Annotated in this window: 18 protein-coding genes; 10 read left to right on the plus strand and 8 right to left on the minus strand. The window is 69.0% G+C overall.

What is annotated here, in order from left to right; all coding sequences use genetic code 11:
* The first annotated feature begins 156 nt into the window (after positions 1-156).
* A complete protein-coding gene (locus AC6CHY_RS13495; RefSeq protein WP_498227063.1) occupies positions 157-660 on the plus strand; it encodes a GNAT family N-acetyltransferase in 504 nt (167 codons plus the stop codon).
* Here AC6CHY_RS13495 and AC6CHY_RS13500 read toward each other — a convergent pair whose 3' ends face one another.
* Genes AC6CHY_RS13500 through AC6CHY_RS13510 form a run of 3 tightly spaced genes read right to left on the minus strand, consistent with a single transcriptional unit; the run spans position 661 to position 2,507 of the window.
* Positions 661-1,590 carry an SURF1 family cytochrome oxidase biogenesis protein gene (locus AC6CHY_RS13500; RefSeq protein WP_498227064.1) on the minus strand — a complete coding sequence of 310 codons (930 nt, stop codon included), beginning with the start codon at positions 1,588-1,590 and terminating at the stop codon, positions 661-663.
* 6 nt (positions 1,591-1,596) lie between these two features.
* Complete coding sequence (locus AC6CHY_RS13505) at positions 1,597-1,860, minus strand: acetone carboxylase (RefSeq protein WP_498227065.1); 264 nt, start codon at positions 1,858-1,860, stop codon at positions 1,597-1,599.
* On the minus strand, positions 1,857-2,507 hold the full coding sequence (locus AC6CHY_RS13510; protein ID WP_498227066.1) for a DUF3099 domain-containing protein: 651 nt from the start codon (positions 2,505-2,507) through the stop codon (positions 1,857-1,859). The genes AC6CHY_RS13505 and AC6CHY_RS13510 overlap by 4 nt, the downstream gene beginning before the upstream one ends.
* Before the next feature lie 291 nt (positions 2,508-2,798).
* Between AC6CHY_RS13510 and AC6CHY_RS13515 the strand changes: the two genes are divergently transcribed.
* From AC6CHY_RS13515 to AC6CHY_RS13530, 4 genes are all read left to right on the plus strand, one after another.
* The gene (locus tag AC6CHY_RS13515; RefSeq protein ID WP_498227067.1) at positions 2,799-3,518 is read left to right on the plus strand and encodes a beta-ketoacyl-ACP reductase; all 720 of its coding nucleotides are present in this window, start codon (positions 2,799-2,801) and stop codon (positions 3,516-3,518) included.
* 512 nt (positions 3,519-4,030) lie between these two features.
* Positions 4,031-4,495, plus strand: a complete 465-nt coding sequence (locus AC6CHY_RS13520) for a GatB/YqeY domain-containing protein (RefSeq protein ID WP_498227068.1) — start codon at positions 4,031-4,033, stop codon at positions 4,493-4,495.
* 147 nt (positions 4,496-4,642) lie between these two features.
* Positions 4,643-6,667, plus strand: coding sequence for a hypothetical protein (locus AC6CHY_RS13525; protein WP_498227069.1), 2,025 nt, complete (start codon positions 4,643-4,645; stop codon positions 6,665-6,667).
* Between the two features lie 148 nt (positions 6,668-6,815).
* Positions 6,816-7,562, plus strand: a complete 747-nt coding sequence (locus AC6CHY_RS13530) for an SDR family oxidoreductase (protein WP_217388058.1) — start codon at positions 6,816-6,818, stop codon at positions 7,560-7,562.
* Positions 7,563-7,672: 110 nt separating this feature from the next.
* Here the strand turns inward: AC6CHY_RS13530 and AC6CHY_RS13535 are convergent, their stop codons facing one another.
* The 3 genes from AC6CHY_RS13535 to serB all read right to left on the minus strand — a co-directional run bounded on the left by AC6CHY_RS13535 (position 7,673) and on the right by serB (position 12,663).
* Positions 7,673-9,676: an ABC1 kinase family protein gene (locus AC6CHY_RS13535; protein ID WP_498227070.1), complete on the minus strand. Its 2,004-nt coding sequence runs from the start codon at positions 9,674-9,676 to the stop codon at positions 7,673-7,675.
* Between the two features lie 221 nt (positions 9,677-9,897).
* Complete coding sequence (locus AC6CHY_RS13540) at positions 9,898-11,595, minus strand: VanW family protein (RefSeq protein ID WP_498227071.1); 1,698 nt, start codon at positions 11,593-11,595, stop codon at positions 9,898-9,900.
* Between the two features lie 159 nt (positions 11,596-11,754).
* Positions 11,755-12,663, minus strand: a complete 909-nt coding sequence (serB, locus tag AC6CHY_RS13545) for a phosphoserine phosphatase SerB (protein ID WP_217388055.1) — start codon at positions 12,661-12,663, stop codon at positions 11,755-11,757.
* 214 nt (positions 12,664-12,877) lie between these two features.
* On the opposite strand from serB, the gene AC6CHY_RS13550 reads away from it, so the two are divergent.
* The 5 genes from AC6CHY_RS13550 (at position 12,878) to lplAB (ending at position 17,080) form a co-directional block, all read left to right on the plus strand.
* Positions 12,878-13,663, plus strand: a complete 786-nt coding sequence (locus tag AC6CHY_RS13550; protein ID WP_217388054.1) for an ABC transporter ATP-binding protein — start codon at positions 12,878-12,880, stop codon at positions 13,661-13,663.
* 84 nt (positions 13,664-13,747) lie between these two features.
* Positions 13,748-14,551 (plus strand): sulfite exporter TauE/SafE family protein, encoded by an 804-nt coding sequence (locus AC6CHY_RS13555; RefSeq protein WP_217388053.1) that lies wholly within the window; start codon positions 13,748-13,750, stop codon positions 14,549-14,551.
* A complete protein-coding gene (locus tag AC6CHY_RS13560; RefSeq protein ID WP_498227072.1) occupies positions 14,551-15,444 on the plus strand; it encodes a TrmH family RNA methyltransferase in 894 nt (297 codons plus the stop codon). The genes AC6CHY_RS13555 and AC6CHY_RS13560 overlap by 1 nt, the downstream gene beginning before the upstream one ends.
* A gap of 135 nt (positions 15,445-15,579) precedes the next feature.
* Positions 15,580-15,837, plus strand: a complete 258-nt coding sequence (locus AC6CHY_RS13565) for a type B 50S ribosomal protein L31 (protein ID WP_217388051.1) — start codon at positions 15,580-15,582, stop codon at positions 15,835-15,837.
* 175 nt (positions 15,838-16,012) lie between these two features.
* Positions 16,013-17,080: a lipoate-protein ligase LplAB gene (lplAB, locus tag AC6CHY_RS13570; protein WP_217388050.1), complete on the plus strand. Its 1,068-nt coding sequence runs from the start codon at positions 16,013-16,015 to the stop codon at positions 17,078-17,080.
* 84 nt (positions 17,081-17,164) lie between these two features.
* Here the strand turns inward: lplAB and mtnN are convergent, their stop codons facing one another.
* Both mtnN and AC6CHY_RS13580 read right to left on the minus strand, forming a co-directional pair.
* Positions 17,165-17,935, minus strand: coding sequence for a 5'-methylthioadenosine/S-adenosylhomocysteine nucleosidase (mtnN, locus tag AC6CHY_RS13575; RefSeq protein ID WP_217388049.1), 771 nt, complete (start codon positions 17,933-17,935; stop codon positions 17,165-17,167).
* On the minus strand, positions 17,932-18,399 hold the full coding sequence (locus AC6CHY_RS13580; RefSeq protein WP_217388048.1) for an S-ribosylhomocysteine lyase: 468 nt from the start codon (positions 18,397-18,399) through the stop codon (positions 17,932-17,934). The genes mtnN and AC6CHY_RS13580 overlap by 4 nt, the downstream gene beginning before the upstream one ends.
* Positions 18,400-18,520: the final 121 nt, after the last annotated feature.

The raw sequence follows: 18,520 nt of genomic DNA on the forward strand, positions 1-18,520 counted from the left end.
CTTTTCGTGCCCCGGGGACGCCCGGGCCCCGGCGCTCGTGTGTCCGCCGGCAGGCGGTGCCTTGTGCGCGGCACGCTCCGGCGGTAGCTTCATCCGTACCCGCACCGGGCGACCGGGCGGGCACGGACGGGACCCCGCGACGGGAGGGAGCCAGGGATGGACGCCACGGAATGGAACATCGGCCCGGCGGCCTCGGCTGCCGAGCTGGTCGCCGCCTCGGAGCTCTTCGACTCTCCCGTCACCCCGGACGGCGCCCGGGCATTCCTGGCCATGCCGGGGCACCACCTGCTGCTGGCGCGCGGCCACGACGGCACCGCGGTCGGCTTCGTGTCGGAGGTGCTGATGCGGCACCCGGACAAGGAACCGGAGATGTTCGTCTACGAACTGGGCGTCGGGGAGGCCCACAGGCGCCGTGGCATCGCCGCCGCGTTGTTGCGCGCCCTGGCGCGGACCGCCCTGTCACTGGGCTGCACGGGCATGTGGACGGGGACCGAGGGCGCAAACGTCGCGGCCCTGGCCGCCTACAGGTCCCTGGGCGCGACGGTTGACACCGACTCGGTGTTCATCGTGTGGGAAGAACTGGCCCGGGAGTTCGGCCCGGAAGCAGGGCACGGATCGCGCGGTGACGGCGATTCCGGCCCGGCGCATCGGGGTCCGTGATCAGTTCGCCCCGGGGACCCCGGCATCCCGTGCGGCGGCGGCCTTGCGCTCCAGCTCGTCGAGATATGCGTCCTCGGTGGCCTCGTCGGTGGGGCTGCCGTCGCGCCGGACCAACTTCTTGGGCCTCTTGCGCAGCCGGTGCGCCTGGTGCAGCACCGGCTCCTCGCCGCGCAGCGCCGCCGCCGCCCGCTCCTCGCGGTCCTCGCGGTTGATGCGCGCCTGCTGCCTGGCCGCGTAGCCGAAGCCGATGAACACCAGCACGCCGAAGGCGAACCACTGGAAGGAGTAGGACAGGTGCGGCCCCTCGTCCTCCTCGGGACGTTGCAGCTGCGTCGGTGCCGTGGCCGGTGCCGGGTCCTCCAGGTACATCAGCCCGTAGCTGCCGGTGGACACCGGGTAGCCCAGCTGCTGCGCATAGGTGGACAGGTCGATGGAGGCCAGCTGGCCCTCCGGTGCCCCGCGGTCCAGCTTCGGCTCTGCGGCCTTGAGCCGGACCTCGACCTCGACGGTCCCGGTGGGAGGCGCGGGGACGGCATCAGGGCGCCCGGCGTTGTCGTTGCCGATCGGCAGGAAGCCGCGGTCAACGATGACGGTGGCCCCCTCGAGGGTGCGGAAGGGAACCAACACCTCGTAGCCGGGGCGCGACCCGGAAATGCGGTTGCGCACCACGACCTGGTCCTCGGCCACGTAGCTGCCGCGCAGCCGAACCGGCGTCCACTTGCCCTCGGTGGGCAGTTCCTCGAAGAGGCGTTCCGCCTGGGCGAAGGGGATGGGCTCGGCGTCGTAGTTGCGCTGCACATGGGAGATCTCGGTCAGGGCGCCTTCACGGCGGTCCATCTGCCATTTGCCCAGGAAGGTGAAGGCGGTGGCGAAGAGGCACACCAGGAGCAACCAGCCGATCCAGCGGGTGCTGGCGAGGAATCGATACACGCTTCTTTATTCTCCTTGGGCGCCGGCGGCCGCGTCCCGAAGCGGCAGGCGCTCCTTGAACAGCAGGCGCTCGGACAGGTAGTTCTCGAGCCAGTCGGCGTGGTCGGCACAGGCCAACCAGGTTTTTCGTCGTTCTGGGGTGTGGATCTTCGGGTTGTTCCACAGCAGGGCCACGCTGGCGTCGTCCCGGCAGCCCTTCCGCGAACATTTGGGCGGCCCGGTGGGCCCCTGCGGTCCGGTGCCGCCGCCGAGCGAGTCGAAGATGCTCATCGGTTGCCCCCGTGCCGGTGGTGTCCGCCGGCGGGCTGCCCGGGTTCCCCGGGCTCCTCCACGAAGGAACCGTCGATGGTGCTCGGCGCCTCGGCGGCGTAGGTGGACGCCGGGTCAACCCAGTACTCCCTGGACGCATCCTGCGGGGTGCGTCCAGAGTGGGCCTGCGTGGCGGCGGGCTCGGTGACGGTTTCGTCGAACTCTTCGAACACGTAGCTTTCTCCTCCTACCCAGGAATCGGTGGCGCGTGCTTCCGCGCCCGGTTGCCCCGCTTCGGTGTGGTTGCCGTCGGGTTCCGGCACCGCGGATGCGGGTGCGGTGCCCGTGGTGCCGCCCGAGGCGAGCGGGCGCGGGCCGTCGCCGGCGAAGTATTCGGCCGGTGGCTGGCGCTTGGTCACATCTGCACCGCCGTTGGCGATGACGACGGCAACGTAGGGCAGCACGATGGCCGCAGCAAGGAATGTCCACTGCAGCCAGCCGTGCACGAAGAAGGCGGCGATGAAACAGGCCAGGCGCACCGACATCGAGATGGTGTATTTGAGCACACGGGAGTGCTGCTCCACGGTGTGGGACTCTTGCGCCTCGGTGATCCGGTGGACCGGTTGACCCTGGTCATGGTGGTGATGGGTGTTGTTTGGCTCGCTCATGGTTCTTCCGTCGATCCGTCACCTACCATTCTCTCACCGACCCGCACCGCGATACGAATCCGTTCGATGTGCGTGCGGCGAAATGCCGGCGGGGTCGCCGGTCCGGGATTCCCGCAGGTCATCGGGATCCCTCAGGCACGCCGGATCCACCTACGCGGCGGCCCTGTACAGGCCCGCCGCGTGGCGCGGAAGGGCGCGCCGACCAGTGGCGCAGGATCCGGCCGGCGGCGCTCGGGCTAGAATTGGATCCGCAGACCCCCACCCACCCCAGAACTTCTTTATGGAGGATCCATGTCCGAAACCCCCACCGGCCGCAGCGTACTGGTCACCGGAGGCAACCGCGGAATCGGCCTGGCCATTGCCCGCGCCTTCGAAGCCAACGGCGACAAGGTCGCCATCACCTACCGCAGCGGGGAGGTTCCGGAGGGGTTGTTCGGCGTGAAGGCCGATGTCACCGACACCTCGTCGATCGATGCCGCATTCACCGAGGTCGAGGCCGCCCACGGACCCGTCGAGGTGCTCGTGGCCAACGCCGGGGTCACCCGCGACATGCTGCTGCTGCGCATGAACGAGGAAGATTTCACTTCCGTGATCGACACCAACCTCACCGGTGCGTTCCGCGTCATCAAGCGCGCCTCCAAGGGCATGATCAAGATGCGCAAGGGCCGTGTGGTGCTGATTTCCTCGGTCGTGGGCCTCTACGGCTCCCCGGGCCAGATCAACTATGCGGCCTCCAAGGCCGGTCTGGTCGGCATCGCCCGCTCGCTCACCCGCGAACTGGGGTCGCGCGGCATCACCGCCAACGTCGTGGCCCCCGGATTCATCAACACCGACATGACCGGGGCCCTGCCCGAGGCCACGCAGAAGGATTACCTGGCCTCCATCCCGGCGAACCGCTTCGCCGAGCCCGAGGAAGTGGCCAACGTGGTCCGCTGGGTAGCCAGCGACGAGGCCGCCTACATCTCCGGTGCCGTCATCCCGGTCGATGGCGGCCTGGGCATGGGGCACTAGGTCCTCCCGGCGCCACCTGGACTCACATAATCGGGACCACGCACGCCGGGGGAGTGGGGCATGCACCTGTGCCCCACTCCCGCCTGCCCGTTTGGGCGCCTCTCCCTCAACCCACGCCGCGGGGAGGCGAGGCGCCCCAAAGGCGGACCCCGTACGACGCGCAGGCCGCGACAGCCGGGCCGCCTTGGCCGCGTGGGTAGGGCGGCCAAGGCAACACAACCGAGGATTGGTCCAGTTCGCTCCTCGGTTGGGGAAATCCATGGGTATTTTATTTATCTAGATAAATTTTTGACTTAGTCCGACTCTTACCGCGGCAACCTCTCGCGCGGACCCGGCCCCCAAAACAAGCCCAGACACCCCCGGAGCCGGCACCCGGGGGACGGCAAGGCCCACGGACCGGCCCGATGCGACGTGATCCCCGGCCACGCAATAAACTGGTGGTGAAACCGGCAACGGTACGGGTGCAGCCGCACAGCGTATCTGCCGGGCTACGACGGGAAGAAGACGCCATCATGGAAACCCTTAAGGACCGCCTTCGCGCGGACATGACCGCCCACCTCAAGGCCGGTAACAAGGTGGAGCTCACCACCGTGCGCAACCTGCTCGGAGAAATCAACACCCGCGAAAAGGGCGGCAAGACCCCGCTTGAACTCGACGATGCAGCGGTGATTTCGCTCCTCCAGAAGGAAGCCGCGCGCCGCCGCGAAACCGCGACCACCTACACCGAGGCCGGCCAAGCAGATCGGGCCGCCGCCGAGGAGCAGGAAGCCGCCATCATCGAGGCCTACCTGCCGGCAGCCCTGACCGAGGACGAGGCGAAGGCCATCGTCGCCGAGGTCGTGGCCGAGTTGCGGGCCGACGGCTCGGAACTGGGCATGCGACAGATGGGCACCGTCATGAAGCAGGTCACCGAAAAGGTAGCCGGCCGCTTTGACGGCAAGGCCCTGAGCAACATGGTGCGGGCGGAATTGGCCTAGGCGGCTTCCCGGAAGCCGGGTTTCCGGTCGGCGGCGGTTCGCACCTCCGGCGGCGTGCCGGAGGCACCGGGCCCACCGTGTCGATAGCATGGTGTTGCCGTTGCGGTCCACGCGGCGGGCGCCAACGCGAGACGATGTGGGATCTGGATGACTGGCTGGGCCGGAATCAACTGGCAGTTTTTTGACGACGAGGACTCCCAGACCAGGATCGGTGTCACCTTCGGCCTCGGGCTGCTCGACGAGGAACTTGCGGCCACCGGTTCCCTGTCGATTGCCCTGGCGGCGCTGCGCGCCGAATTGGCCCGGCCGGTGGAGCTGGGTGCCGGACGCACCGGCTTTCCCGAGGTGCTCGTCGAACTCGGCAGCGACACATCGACCGTGACGATCCGCGGTGCCACCGATACCGTCGGGGCGGCCTGGCGTCGGCTGCCGGGGCTTTTCGCCGGTTGGATAGTCACCGACCAGATAGACCCTGCCCGCCCGGAACATCCGGTCTGGCCCGCCGACCTGGTGCAGCGAACCGGCCGCAACGCGGCCGCGCTGGCCGGGTTCCAGGTCTCGGCGACCGACGCGCGTGAACGGGCCCGTGTGTTGCTGTCACGGCTGGACCCGGCCTCCGGACGCACCAGAGCCGTCTTCTTCACCACCGCCGAATCCCTGATCGGGTCGGGCTTCGCGGTCCAGGAAGCAGACAAGGGTCCCGCACCCGAACTCCAGTGGGCCGACGGCACCCACAGGCGGACGGCCACCGGGGCCGACGGCGTCCTTCCCGAGGGCCTCGATGCGCTTGCGAAGCCCGCCACGGGCAATGGACCCGGGTCGCTCCCCGTGAGCGAGGAGACGATCTTGCTCTCCACGCTGGTGCCCCGCTCGGCGTCCGGATTGGCCGCCGCCGAATTGCTCCGCGCGAAGCTGGCGGAAACCGCAACCCATGCGGGGCTTGACCCTGATGCCATCGGCATCGGCATGCTCGGGCTTGGCGCTGAATTCTGCGTCTTCCTGCGCACCGAAGGCAAACTGGCGCAGGCCACCCGGCAGCGCGTGCTCAAGGACTTCGGCCGGAGCATGGCACTGGTTCCCGATCCGTGGGTGGAGGATGCGGTGCGGCACACCGACCACCGACTCTCCCCGCGCCTCGCACGGGAACGCAGGGTACTGGGGCTCGTGGACGATGCCGGTGCGGACACCGGCCGGGTGCGCCAGGTACTCATCGAGGCAACCCGGTTCCTGCACCTGGCATTGGATCCGGGCACCCATGACCCGCGGTCCGCGGACCGGCCGAAGCGCTCCGGGAGCGAGGCCTCGGGGCGCGAACGCACCTTCCGTTCCCTTCCCACCGGAGACGTGTCCACGGGACGACCCGTGACCCTGGTCGTGGGGCAGGGCGCGCTGGCCCTCCGCACCAGGGTGGCGGAACATGGCGGAGGCACGATGCTCGAGACCCGCATCGCTGTCCGTGACGCCCTGGCGGTTCTCGAAGACCCGGCCGGAACGCTCGCGGTAGTCGACCGGAACCAGCAGGTGCTCACCTTCCACCCCCGGCTCTTCAAGCACCACCGGTCACTGCAGCAGCTCCTGGACCCGCTGCTCGACGGGCTGCCCCGGCTGGGGATCAACAACGACGCCGACCCCGCGGGTATTGCCCTCCGCCTGCGGCGGGCAAAGCGGCCACCTGCCTGGCTGCTGGCCGGTGCCGTGGCACTTGCCGGATTCCTGGTGATCCCCATGGTGGCGTCCAGCCTCGATGAACCGCAGGTCACGGCGCGGATCACGATCGGCGAGACGGCGCAGCTGGGCAACGGGACGACCATCACCGCCACCGGCTTCGACAGGATCCCGGCGGCCGCGGGGGAGCGCGAGACGCAGGTGGCGGTGCAGGTGCGCTTCTGCGCGGGCGGCGACACCGGGACCGGGGAGTTTCCGCCGGAAACCCAGCGGAGCGTGGCGCCCGCGGACTTCGTGATGCTCAACGAGCAATATGTCTCCGCGCGGCTCGTGGACAGCGATTCGCAGCTGCGCCGCGACACCCTGCAGGAGGGCCAATGCGCCGTCGGGGACCTGGTCTTCCAGGGTGAGGGCCTCTCGGTTCCGCGCCTGGCCTACAAGAACCCCTTCGGCGACGACGTCGTCTGGTATACCCACGGGAAGGTCCCGCCGGCCCCGGTGGACTAGACTCGTTTGGAGGATTCCTACAAGTCTCCTCCCCATGGAATGCTGGCAGGATTGATACCAGCGTCCGGTATTTTGTACGGACACCCCAAGTTCCCCAGCACCGTCGGGGGACCGAAACCTTTCAAGCAGTGCTGCACAAGGAGTGTAAATGACCGATCTCACGGGCAAGTCCGCGATCGTCACCGGGTCGTCCCGGGGCATCGGCGCCGAAGTTGCAAAGATCCTCGCCGCGCAGGGTGCCGGCGTCGTAATCAACTACCGCCAGAAGGCGCCGCGCGCCAACAAGATCGTTGCCGGCATCACCGAGGCCGGCGGCCGCGCCGTGGCCGTGGGCGCCGACCTGACCACCCCCGAGGGACCTGCCGCACTGGTGGATGCGGCCACCGAGAACTTCGGCTCGGTCGACGTGCTGGTGCTCAACGCCTCCGGCGGCATGGAATCGGGCCTCGGCGAGGACTACGCGCTGCGCCTGAACCGCGACGCCCAGGTCGCCATGCTCGAGGCGGCCACCGCGAAGATGGCCCCGGGCTCCCGCGTCGTCTTTGTCACCAGCCACCAGGCACACTTCATCGACCAGGTCGAGACCATGGACGCCTACGAGCCGGTGGCCCGCTCCAAGCGCGCCGGCGAACTGGCACTGCGCGAATTCATCCCGGCACTCGAGGCCAAGGGCATCGGCTTCGTGGTCGTCTCCGGCGACATGATCGAGGGCACCATCACCGCGACGCTGCTGGACCGCGCCGAGCCCGGCGCCATCGAGGCCCGCCGCGCCGCCGCCGGCAAGCTCTACTCCGTTCAGGAGTTCGGCGCCGAGGTCGCGGCCATGGTCACCGCCGACGTCCCCACCGGGCACACCGAGTACGTGGGCGGGGCGGGCGACTTCCTGAAGAAGTAGCCGGGCCTCCCGGATCCGGGCACCTTGCAGGCAACCGTGCATTTCCACCTTCCCTGGGGGAGGCGCGAAATGCACGGTTTTCCTGTACCCGGGACCTGGTCCTGCACGGCTCATTTCCGCGGTATCAGGATGCGCAGCAGCGAGCGCAGCCCGAACACGAATCCGCCCAGGGCCAGCGTGTAGCCGAGGAACTCGTAGAGGCGCAGGTTTTGCGCCAGCATGGGCCCGGAGTCGGAAACCATCAACAGGATGCTGCCGATGATGGCGGCAATGGAGATCCCGGCGATGATGCCCTCGTGGACCAGCCCCGTGAGGAAGCCGCGGTCCGTGGGGGAGGCGAATTGCCGGACATTGACCTGCAGGTTCCCGCTCTCGATCTTTTCGTTCAGCATGGACAGGTTCCGCGGCATGCGCTGCAGCGTCGAGACGAAGCCGATGGCGTTGGAGGCCAGCAGGTTCCTGAGGGCCTCGGGCGTGGTCGTGGCGGAGATCCAGGCCAGGGACCGCTGCTGGGCCTCGCCGATGACGTCGAACCCCGGATCCAGCAGCCTGATGGTCCCTTCAAGGGAACCAATGGCGCGCAGGGCGCCGGCAAGTTGCGGCGGGACGCCGAGTCCATGGCGTTGGAGCAGTTGGAAGAGCTTGGTGAAGAGCACCTGCGGGGAGCCGTCCAGGTGCGTGAGCAGGATCCCCATGCCGCGCTCCAGGGCCCGCCGGTCCAGTGCGGGAGCCCGGTCCACCATTTCCAGCAGGCGGTCGGTGGCCGCGACGTTGTCGTCGGCCTGCACGGCCACGAGGAACCCGGCCAGCGACATCCGGGTGTCGCGCCCGAGGCGTCCCACGGAGCCGAAGTCCAGCAGCGCCAGGGCGGGGCCCGCGGGCGCGCCGGCTCCGGTTCCGGCGCCGCGCAGCACCAGGATGTTTCCGGGATGCAGGTCGGAGTGGAAGACGCCCGAGACGATCACCTGCTGCAGGATCCCGTCGAAGAGTTCCACCGCCAGCGTCCTGCGCAATTCGGGGGTCGCGGCGTCCAGGCAGGCCTCGCCCAGCGGATCGCCGTCCAGGTGTTCCATGACCAGCACCTTGTTCGAGGAGAACTCCGGATACACCCGCGGGATCTTCAGCGCGGGGTTCCCCGCCGCCACGGCACGCATGTTCGCCATTTCGACGGTGTAGTCCAATTCCTCGCGCAGCGAGGCCCCGAATCCCGCCGCGAGCGACTCGAGGCCGAGTGCCCGGCCCCACGCGGTGCGGCGCTCGAGCATTCCGGCGAACCGCTCGATGATGTCCAGGTCGACCTTGACCTGCGTGCGGGCCGTCGGCCGCTGGATCTTCACCACCACCGCCTGCCCGGTTTTCAGCACCGCCGCGTGCACCTGGGCCACCGATGCGGAGGCCAGCGGCTCGGTGTCGATCGAGGAGAACACCTCGTCCAGCTCCCGGCCCAGCGCGGCCTCCAGCATCGGGCGCAGGGCGCTGAATGGTTCCGGCTCGGCGCGCGTCTGGAGCAGGGAAAGCTCGGAAATGTACTCCGCGGGCAGCGTGTCGGCCCTGGTGGAAAGCATCTGCCCGAGCTTGATGAAAGTGACCCCGGACTTGCCCAGCGTGGCGGCCAGGGAGCGCGCCGTCCGGGCGGCCTCGGTGGTTCCGCCCTGCATGGAGCGTGCACTGACCGGACGCAGCAGTCCCTCACGGAAGGCGGTGCGGGTGACCTGCAGGTAGCGCCTGCGCCGCGCGCCGGAGGCCCGCAGCGAGCGCAGCACGCCCCACGGCGTGCCCAGGCTGCCGGTGGGCCACAGCACCTCCACCGCCACCAGCAACCCGGTGCCCAGCGCGAAGGCCCAGGCAATCGAGAGAGCGAAGAGCAGCAGCGTGGGGACCACCGCCAGCGCGGCGTCCTCGGCGTCGTGGATCCCGGAATTGGCCAGGAACACCGTGGTCAGCGGGGTGCCGCCGAAACAGACGACGAGGCCGACCGCGAACGAGCGCGGCCACCCGACCGGGACCCCCAGGATGCGTCGCACCGCGAAGGCCGCGGCCAGCGCGAAGAGCGCGGTCAGGACGACGGAAAGCAGCAGGAGGGGGAGAAACGCTGGGGTGCCGGTCGGATCCAATCTCGGGCTCCAGGTGGGTAGGGAACAGGAATAGAACCGGGCCTGGCAGGTTCACTCGTGCGGCCCACGGCTCCAGACTACGTGAAAGGACCCCCGGCCGACATGGGAGGGCGTGAACGCGACTGCGCTTGGGCGGGGCGGGGGCCGACGCGACGGAGGCGCCGTCCCTCCCGGTGTCGGGTGGGGCGGCGCCTCCGTCGGCGTGCTGCGGGGGTCCGAACCTAGGGCTTCTTCCCGCAGATGACCTTGTTCCAGGGCTGGTAGGTCCAGGACTTCGTCTCGGCCGGCAGGGTCTTGTCCGCCGAGGTGCGGGTGCGGGTGACGTTGATCGAGAAACCCTTCTTGCCGCCGCTTTCGGGCTTGCAGTTCTTGGCCGGGTTGTACTCGGTGCCGGGGTTGGTGAGGTTGTACTTGGCCGAGGACTTGCTGCCGACCGTCCAGTAGTCGGTGCTCCACAGGCGGGTGTTGACCTTCCCGCCGCCAACCCAGGCCTCGATCATCACGCCGTAGGGGGTGTTGTTCTTCCACGCCATGTCGACCTGGCCCTCCCAGAGGGTGGCCTCACGGCCGGCGGGGTAGCGCTCGAACCAGCGGCTGTGCGGCTTGTGGGTGATGTCGTCGTAGCCGGCCAGGAAGCCGACGTTGTACAACTGGGTGGAGATCTGCGACAGGCCGCCGCCGACGGCCTCGGTGGCGAAGCCGTTGACGACCACGCCGGAGCCGTAGTAGCCGTTGGCCGTGGTGATCGGGCCGAGCGCCTTCTCCAGCGAGAAGGTCTCTCCGGGCATGACCAGCACTCCGGTGAGACGCTTGGTGCCGGCATAGAGGTTCTTGGTGCGCACGGTGTCGGCGGCCGGGTACGGGGTGGAGAAGGTCACGATGGCTTCCTTCACGCCAAGCTTCTTCGCCTCCGCGGTGGTCAGCTCCGGGACCGTCGTGGTGAGGGCGACCTTGGCGGTCCGCTGGGGATCCTGGGAAGCCGCCAGCACCAGCTTGTCCAGGTCCTTCGAGTCGATGGACGTGCCGTTTTCGGAGGGGATGACCTTCGGGGCACCGCCGGAAAGGACGATCCGCGCGTCCTTCGCGGTGGACTTGAACCCGTCGGAGCCCTGGGCGGCGGCCTCGACCAGCTTGTTGGCGTCCAGCGACATGGTCACGGCGTCGTCGGCGACCTTGAAGGAGGCCGCATCCGCCAGCTGCTCCGGGGTCAGCGAGGCGCTGGACTTCCCGTCGGTGAGCTTGATGGGGCCGGCAACCAGCGGCTTGGCCGTCTCTTCCAGGGCGGTCTCCAACGTCTTCGCGGAGGTCTTGGGCTCGCTCAGTGTGGCAGGAAGCTCCAGCGGTTCGGCAGCGTCGAACCAGGACTCCGAGACGACGGCCACGGATTCGTCGACTTCCAGCGCCACGCCGGTGACCGGCTTGGTCAGCACCGGCGTGGCGCCGTCGAAGGCCAGCTTGCCCTCGGCGGTCTTGGCCGCGACCCTTGTCGCCAGGGCATCGAGCTCGGCGCGCAGCTTGGCCTCGTCGACGTGGCTGGACGGTTCGATGTGCAGCTGGCCGGTGAAGCGCTCCAGCAGCGTGGCGGGGTTCAGGTCGAAGCCCGTGAGCCCGTCCAGGGTCCCCTCGATGTCGATCGCCAGTCCGGCGGCCACCGGGTCGATGGCTTCCTGCTTGCCGTTGACCTGCACGGCGACTTCCTGCGTGGTTGCCGGGGTGAGCTTTTGCTCAAGGACCTGGCGCGCCGCCTCCGTGGACAGCGAGCCGACGTTCACCCCGTGGACGGTGGTGTTAGCGGGAATCTGCGAGCCGGCATAGGCGGCGGCACCTGAATACAGTCCGCCGGCAAGTACGACACAGGCCCCGCCGATGAGCCAACCACGGCGTGACTTGCGTTCCGGGGCGCGATGTTTGCGACCCAATTCTTCACTCTGCAAAACGATTCGTTCTCTTCCATCGGGGGCACGCCGGCGTACCGTGTTTGGGATTGCGGCACCCCGCGAAAGGGTTGGGCCGCCTCCTGCATCCTACCGGTGGCATCCAAACGAGGGACTAAATATCAGGTGATTAGGAGCAAATCGTTATGAGATCCCCACCAAGTTGGCGATGATGTCCAGGCGCGGCTGGTCGATCCGTGCGTCGGCGGCATCGCGCAGCAGCGGCTTTGCGTTGAATGCCACCCCGAGTCCGGCGGCGCCGACCATGTCCAGGTCGTTGGCCCCGTCGCCGGCGGCGATGGTGTGCTCCATGTCGATGCCCAATTCGCGGGCCCAGGTGCGCAACATGGTCTCCTTGTAGGCCCGGTCCACCACCTGCCCGTTCACCGTGCCGCTGAGTTGCCCGTCGACGACGACCAGGTCGTTGGCGCGGGCAAAGTCCAGGCCCAGCTCGGCCGCCAGCGGGTCAAGGATCTGGGCGAAGCCGCCGGAGACGACCCCCACGTGGTGCCCCGCCGCCTTGAAGGCGGCGATGAGCTCTGCCGCACCGTCGCTGAGCTCCAGGCGCGAGCGCACCGCATCGATCACCCCCGCATCAAGTCCGGCCAGGGTGGCCACCCGGGCGTGGAGCGAGGCGGCGAAATCCAGTTCGCCGCGCATGGCGGCCTCGGTGACAGCCGCGACCTCCGCTTCCCGTCCGGCGTGGGCCGCCAACAGCTCGATGACCTCCTGCTTGATGAGCGTGGAGTCCACGTCCATGACAAGCAGCATCTTTTTCGCGCGCACGAGCCCGGCCGGAACCACGGCGATGGCTGAGGCGCGCAGCGCGGGGTCCTCGGAACGGGCCAACAGGTTGTCAAGCGGGTTCACCAGGGCGCGCAGCTGGCGCACCGTCCCGGTGACCTCCCAGCGCGCCCCGCTGCGGCCGGCACCGTCGAACGCCTGCTCGTCGATCACCTCGTGGCCGGCGGCGGCCAGGGTGCGGCGCAGGCCGGCGGGTTCGGCACACGGCGTGGCGGCGGAATGGAACACGATGAAGGCAGTGGAATGCATTCGTTTATTCTCCCGCGGCCGCGGGCGCCCGCCCAAAACGTCGCACGCTTTGTTGCGCGGCTTCTTGTTCGACATCACACCCCCGGTTCCGGTCCCGGGGCGCCGCGCGTGCTTCGGGCGAGCGGGGCTCCGGGGCGCGCCCGGGGGCGTTCCCACGGCATGTCTGGCGCGGCCGGTTGGGTCAAAGGCGGTTCACTGGCCTAGTGTTTTACCCATGAATGAAGTGCTGGGCCTCGCCGACGTCTCCGTGGTACGCGGACGCAAAGATCTATTGACTGACATCAACTGGCAGGTAAAGGAGGGCGAGCGTTGGGTGGTCCTGGGACCCAACGGCGCCGGAAAGACCACGTTGCTGCAGATCGCCGGTGCCCGGATGCACCCCACCCGCGGCGTGGCGGGCGTGCTGGGCGAGGTGCTCGGCGCCGTCGACGTCTTTGAGCTGCGCCCCCGCATCGGCCTGTCCTCCGCGGCCCTGGCCAACCACATCCCCGAGGGCGAGAACGTGCTGAACGTCGTGCTGACCGCATCGTACGGAATGACCGGACGCTGGCGCGAGGCCTATGAGAAGCTCGACGAGCGCCGGGCATTCACCCTGCTGCACGACTGGGGCATGTCCACCATGATCAACCGCCCCTTCGCCACCCTCTCCGAGGGAGAGCGCAAGCGCGTGCAGATCGCCCGTGCGCTGATGACCGATCCCGAGCTGTTGCTGCTCGACGAGCCGGGCGCCGGTCTTGACCTGGCCGGCCGCGAGGACCTGGTGGCACGGCTGAGCGAGCTGGCCAACGACGAGGAGGCCCCGGCGATGGTGCTGGTTACCCACCACCTCGAGGAGGTGCCGCCGGGCTTCACCCACGCCCTGCTGCTGCGCGACGGCCACGTGGTCGCCGCCGGCCCCATCGCCGAGACGCTGACCGAGGACAACCTTTCGGAGACCTTCGGCACGCCGCTGAGCCTGCGCGCCGAGCGCGGGCGCTTCAGCGCCGTCGCCAAGCACTAGCCGAGCACCGCGGCATCGCCGCCGCCACCGCCCTGCGGGTCGTGGCCCACAGCAACAATCATCAACAGGGGAGCGGTTTCCGGCGTGGACTTGTGGCGCGACATCATCATCTTCTTCGCGGGCCTCTGGGCCGGGACCATCAACACCATCGTCGGATCTGGCACCCTGGTGACCTTCCCGGTGCTGGTGGCCCTCGGGTTCGCACCGGTCAACGCGGTGGTCTCCAACGCGATGGGCCTGGTCGCCGGGGGATTCTCCGGCGCCTGGGGCTACCGGCGGGAGGCCGCCAGCGTCTGGCGGACGATGCTCAAGCTCGTCCCGGTCTCGCTGGTCGGCGGGCTCATCGGCGCCTGGCTGCTGCTGCACCTGCCCGACACAGTCTTCGGGTACGTGGCCCCGGTGCTGATCGTGCTGGCCCTGCTGCTGGTGATCTTCCAGCCCCGGCTCTCGGCCTGGGCCAAGACGCGGCAGGCAACCAGCGTCGGGATCAACCCCGACGAGGCCGACCGCACGCGCATCGGGCCCACCCTGTACATCCTGGTGTTCCTCATCGGCATCTACGGCGGCTACTTCACCGCCGCCCAGGGCATCTTGCTGATGGCCGTGTTCGGGATCTTCCTGCATGCCTCGCTGCAGCAGTCCAACGCCATCAAGGTGATCCTGTCCCTGGTGGTCAACCTGGTCGCGGCAATCTCCTACCTGGTCTTCGCCCCCGAGCGCATCCACTGGCCCGTGGTGCTGCTGATCGCCGTGGGCTCGCTCATCGGCGGGTTCATCGGCGCAAAGGTGGGGCGTAGGCTCTCCCCGGGCTGGCTGCGCGCCGTCATCGTGGCGCTGGGCCTGGTGGCGCTGGCCAACATGGTCGCCAAGCTCCTCACGGGGTCCTGATGCCCGCGCCCGGACAAGCCCCCGGATTCGATGCGGGGCACGAAGCCGAGGCCGCGGTGCGCGCGGCGGCCGGCGCAGACCTCGCCCGACGCCTGGTCTTCCTGCACTCGGGGAAGGACCCGCGGGCCCATGACTACGTGGGTCTGTCGGACGCCGCGCTGCGCCAGGTCGCGGACCCGGCCAACGGGCGCTACATCGCCGAAAGCTCCAAGGTCCTGCGCCGGGCGCTGGCCGCTGGGCACAGCCCGCGTTCCTTCTTCATGGCGCCGAAGTGGCTGGATTCACTGCGCGACGTGTTTGCCGCCCACCCCCAGGCACCGATCTATGTGGGCTCCGACGCGGTGCTCGAATCCATCACCGGCTTCCACCTGCACCGCGGTGCGCTGGCGGCCATGGACCGCCCCGCCCCGTTGGCGCTGGACCAGGTGCTCTCCGGGGCCAAGCGGATCGCGATCCTCGAGGACATCGTCGACCACACCAACCTCGGCGCGATCTTCCGATCCGCGGCGGCACTGGGCATCGATGCGGTGTTGATCACCCCGCGCTGCGCCGACCCGCTGTACCGCCGGTCCATCCGGGTCTCCATGGGCGCGGTGTTCCAGGTGCCGTGGGTGCGCCTGGAGGCGTGGCCCGATGACCTGCGCGCCGTGGCCGCGGCCGGGTTCACCATCGCCGCCATGGAATTGACGGCCCATGCCCAGGGCATCGACGAGGTTGCCGCGGGCAACCACGAGCGGCTCGCACTGGTCCTGGGCACCGAGGGGGCCGGGGTCAGCGAGGCGGTGCTGCAACGGGCGGACCTGCACGTCATGGTCCCGATGCGCCCCGGCGTCGACTCGCTGAACGTCGCGGCTGCCTCGGCCGTGGCCTTCTGGGAGCTGCGCGCACGCTAGCGGCAGCAACCCGCGCCTGAATTGGAAAATCCTTGTCCCGTTCCGCTACACTGGAACGTCGGCTTCGTGATCCCACGGGCCGGTTTGGCACATTTGGTTGCTGGCAAAATCCAGTGACGTGAGCAAAGGTTTAGCATGAAGGCTGATATTCACCCGCAGTACAACACCATGGTGTTCCATGACCTCGCCTCGGGCGAGAAGTTCCTGACCCGTTCGACGGCCACGAGCAAGAAGACCATCGAGTGGGAAGACGGCAACACCTACCCGGTCATCGACGTCGAAATCTCCGCCGCCTCGCACCCGTTCTACACGGGCAAGCAGCGCATCATGGACTCGGCCGGCCGCGTCGAGCGCTTCAACGCCCGCTTCAAGGGCTTCGGCGGCAAGAAGTAATTCCGCCTTCACGCCTGCACACGGGATCCTCCTTTTTGGGAGGGTCCCGTTGTTGCTTAACCCCGCCGCGACCCGGGCGCCCGCGACCCGGGCGCCCGCGACCCGGGCGCCCGCCAGCCGGCGGGGCCCGCCCCCGCTTGGCGGGGTGCGGTGCCCGGTGACTAGGATGGAGTCCATGACTCAGGGCTACACGCATCACGGTGAATACAAGGTTGTCGGCGGGAAGCTGGTCGTCGCCGACCTGCTGGTCCAGGACGGGGCGATCACCGCCGCCTCCATCAACGGGGACTTCTTCCTGGAGCCCGACGAGGCCCTCTACGACCTGAACGACGCGTTGGTCGGCCTGCCGGCGACAGTGGAACACTCAGCGGTCCGCGACGCGGTCAACGCGGGGCTGCGCGAGGGCGCGGTGATGTTCGGCTTCGACGCCGATGCCGTGGCCCGCGTGGTGCGCCGGGCACTGGGGCACGCCACGACCTGGGCCGACCATGCCTGGGAGGTCCTGGGCCCGGACACCATGCCCATCGTCGAAAACGTTGCCCTCGACGAGGTGCTGGCCCGGCAGGTCGCCGCCGGCACGCGCGGCCCGACGCTGCGACTCTGGGACTGGAACGACTCGGCGGTGATCATCGGCTCCTTCCAGTCGGTGCAGAACGAGGTCGACGCGCAGTCAGCGGCCGAGCACGGCATCCAGGTGGTCCGGCGGATCAGCGGCGGCGGGGCGATGTTCATGGAGGCGGGAAACTGCATCACCTACTCGCTCTACCTGCCCTCCTCGCTGGTTGACGGCATGAGCTTCGCCGATTCCTACCCGTTCCTGGACGCCTGGGTCATGGAGGCGCTGGCCTCGATCGGCGTGAAGGCGCACTACAAGCCGCTGAACGACATCGCCACCGAGGCCGGGAAGATCGGCGGGGCGGCGCAAAAGCGGCTGGCCGGCGGCGTGGTGCTGCACCACGTGACCATGAGCTATGACATCGACGCGGAAAAGATGCTGCAGGTGCTGCGCATCGGCCGGGAGAAGATCTCCGACAAGGGCATCGCCTCCGCGGTCAAGCGCGTGGACCCGCTCAAGAGCCAGGCGAAGATGGGCCGCGCGGAGATCATTTCGGCGATGATTGACACGTTCACGCGCCGCTACGCGGCCACCGCCGGCACCGTCGACGAGGCCACGCGGCAAACCGCACGGGAACTGGCGGCCACCAAGTTCTCCACCCCCGAATGGACCGCGCGCGTCCCGTAGACGACGCTGCCCGGGCCCGCTGCTGCGCGGGTCCGGGCAGGGTGCCGGGGAACTGCGGCCGCGATGGCGCCGCAGGCCGCCGGATCAGGCGAGGGCCAACTCGTTTTCCGCACGCGGGGATCCGGCATCCTGCCAGGACCGCAGGACCGCAGCGGTGATCACGGCCGAGCGCTCGGCGGCGTCGTCGACGTGGACCAGGAAATCGGCATCCGAGGCCGGCCCGCAGAGGTCCGAGATCCCGCGGATGGCCAGGAACGGTGCCCCGAACGAGGCGCAGGTCTGGGCGATCGCCGAGGATTCCATGTCGGTGGCCAGCACTCCGTCGAACTGCCCCTTGATGACGGGGGCGCGGTCGTGGCCGACGAACGAATAGCTGGAGACAAGCAGCCCGTGGTGCACGGTGGCCACGATGCCGAGCCCGGGGTTCCCGACGTTGCCGGCCTCGAGCAGGACCTCGGGTGCAGCGTAGGAGGCGGGCATGCCCGGCACCTGGCCGAGCTCGTAGCCGAAGGCGCGCGCATCCGCGTCGGCGTTGATGACCACCGAGCCGATGACAACGTCTCCCACCCGCACCGTGTCACCCAGCCCGCCGGCGCTGCCGGCGCTGATGACCAGCGGTGCGGGGGCCTCGGGGTCCTCGGCCGCGGCCCGCAGCAGGGCAGCAGTGGCGGCCCCGGTGGCGTTGACCAGGCCGATGCCGCCCTGGACGAAGAGCGCGCCCAGCCCGTCAAGGGTGCCGGTGCGCTGCACCGAGTTGCCCACGCGCACCGGGTCCCCGACCGCGGAGGCGCGCTGGAGGAAGGGGGTGGATTCCTCTCCCATGGCGGTGATGACCACGACGTCGATCCGGCTCACGCGGTGACCTGCTCCCAGACGGCGCGCTGGGCCAGGAACGCGCGGGCGGCGTCCTGGGCGTCGGCGAGGGAGTGGTTTTCTCCCCAGCCGCACTGGATCTCATTGGCGGCGGGCACCTCGGTGGCCTGCAGCACGTCGGTCAGGGCCGCCTCGATCAGGTTCGCCGCGGCGGCCACGTCCGGTTCGCCCTGCAGGATCAGGTAGTAGCCGGTCTGGCAGCCCATGGGGGAGAAGTCGATGACCGAGGCCGAGTGGTTGCGGGAGGCCTCGGCGAAGAGGTGCTCCAGGGAATGGATCGCCCGCATCTCGAGGTGGGCGACGTTTGGCTGGGTGAAGCGCACGTCATATTTGGTAATCACGTCCCCGAGCGGCAGCTGCTTGCGGTCCGCGACGCGCACATAGGGTGCGGCAACGGTGCGGTGGTCGAGGTTGAAGGACTCAACGTTCATGCGTTCAGGGTTCATGGTTGTGCTTTCCTGCCGGGGTTTCAACGCCGGGCCAGCTCGGGCGCGGTACTTGCTGCCCCAATTCTATCCGCCGTGCGCGGTGTGGCGGTTGCCGATTGCCTCACATCCGCCGGCATCG

The sequence above is a fragment of the Paeniglutamicibacter sp. GQ140 genome (assembly GCF_059759235.1).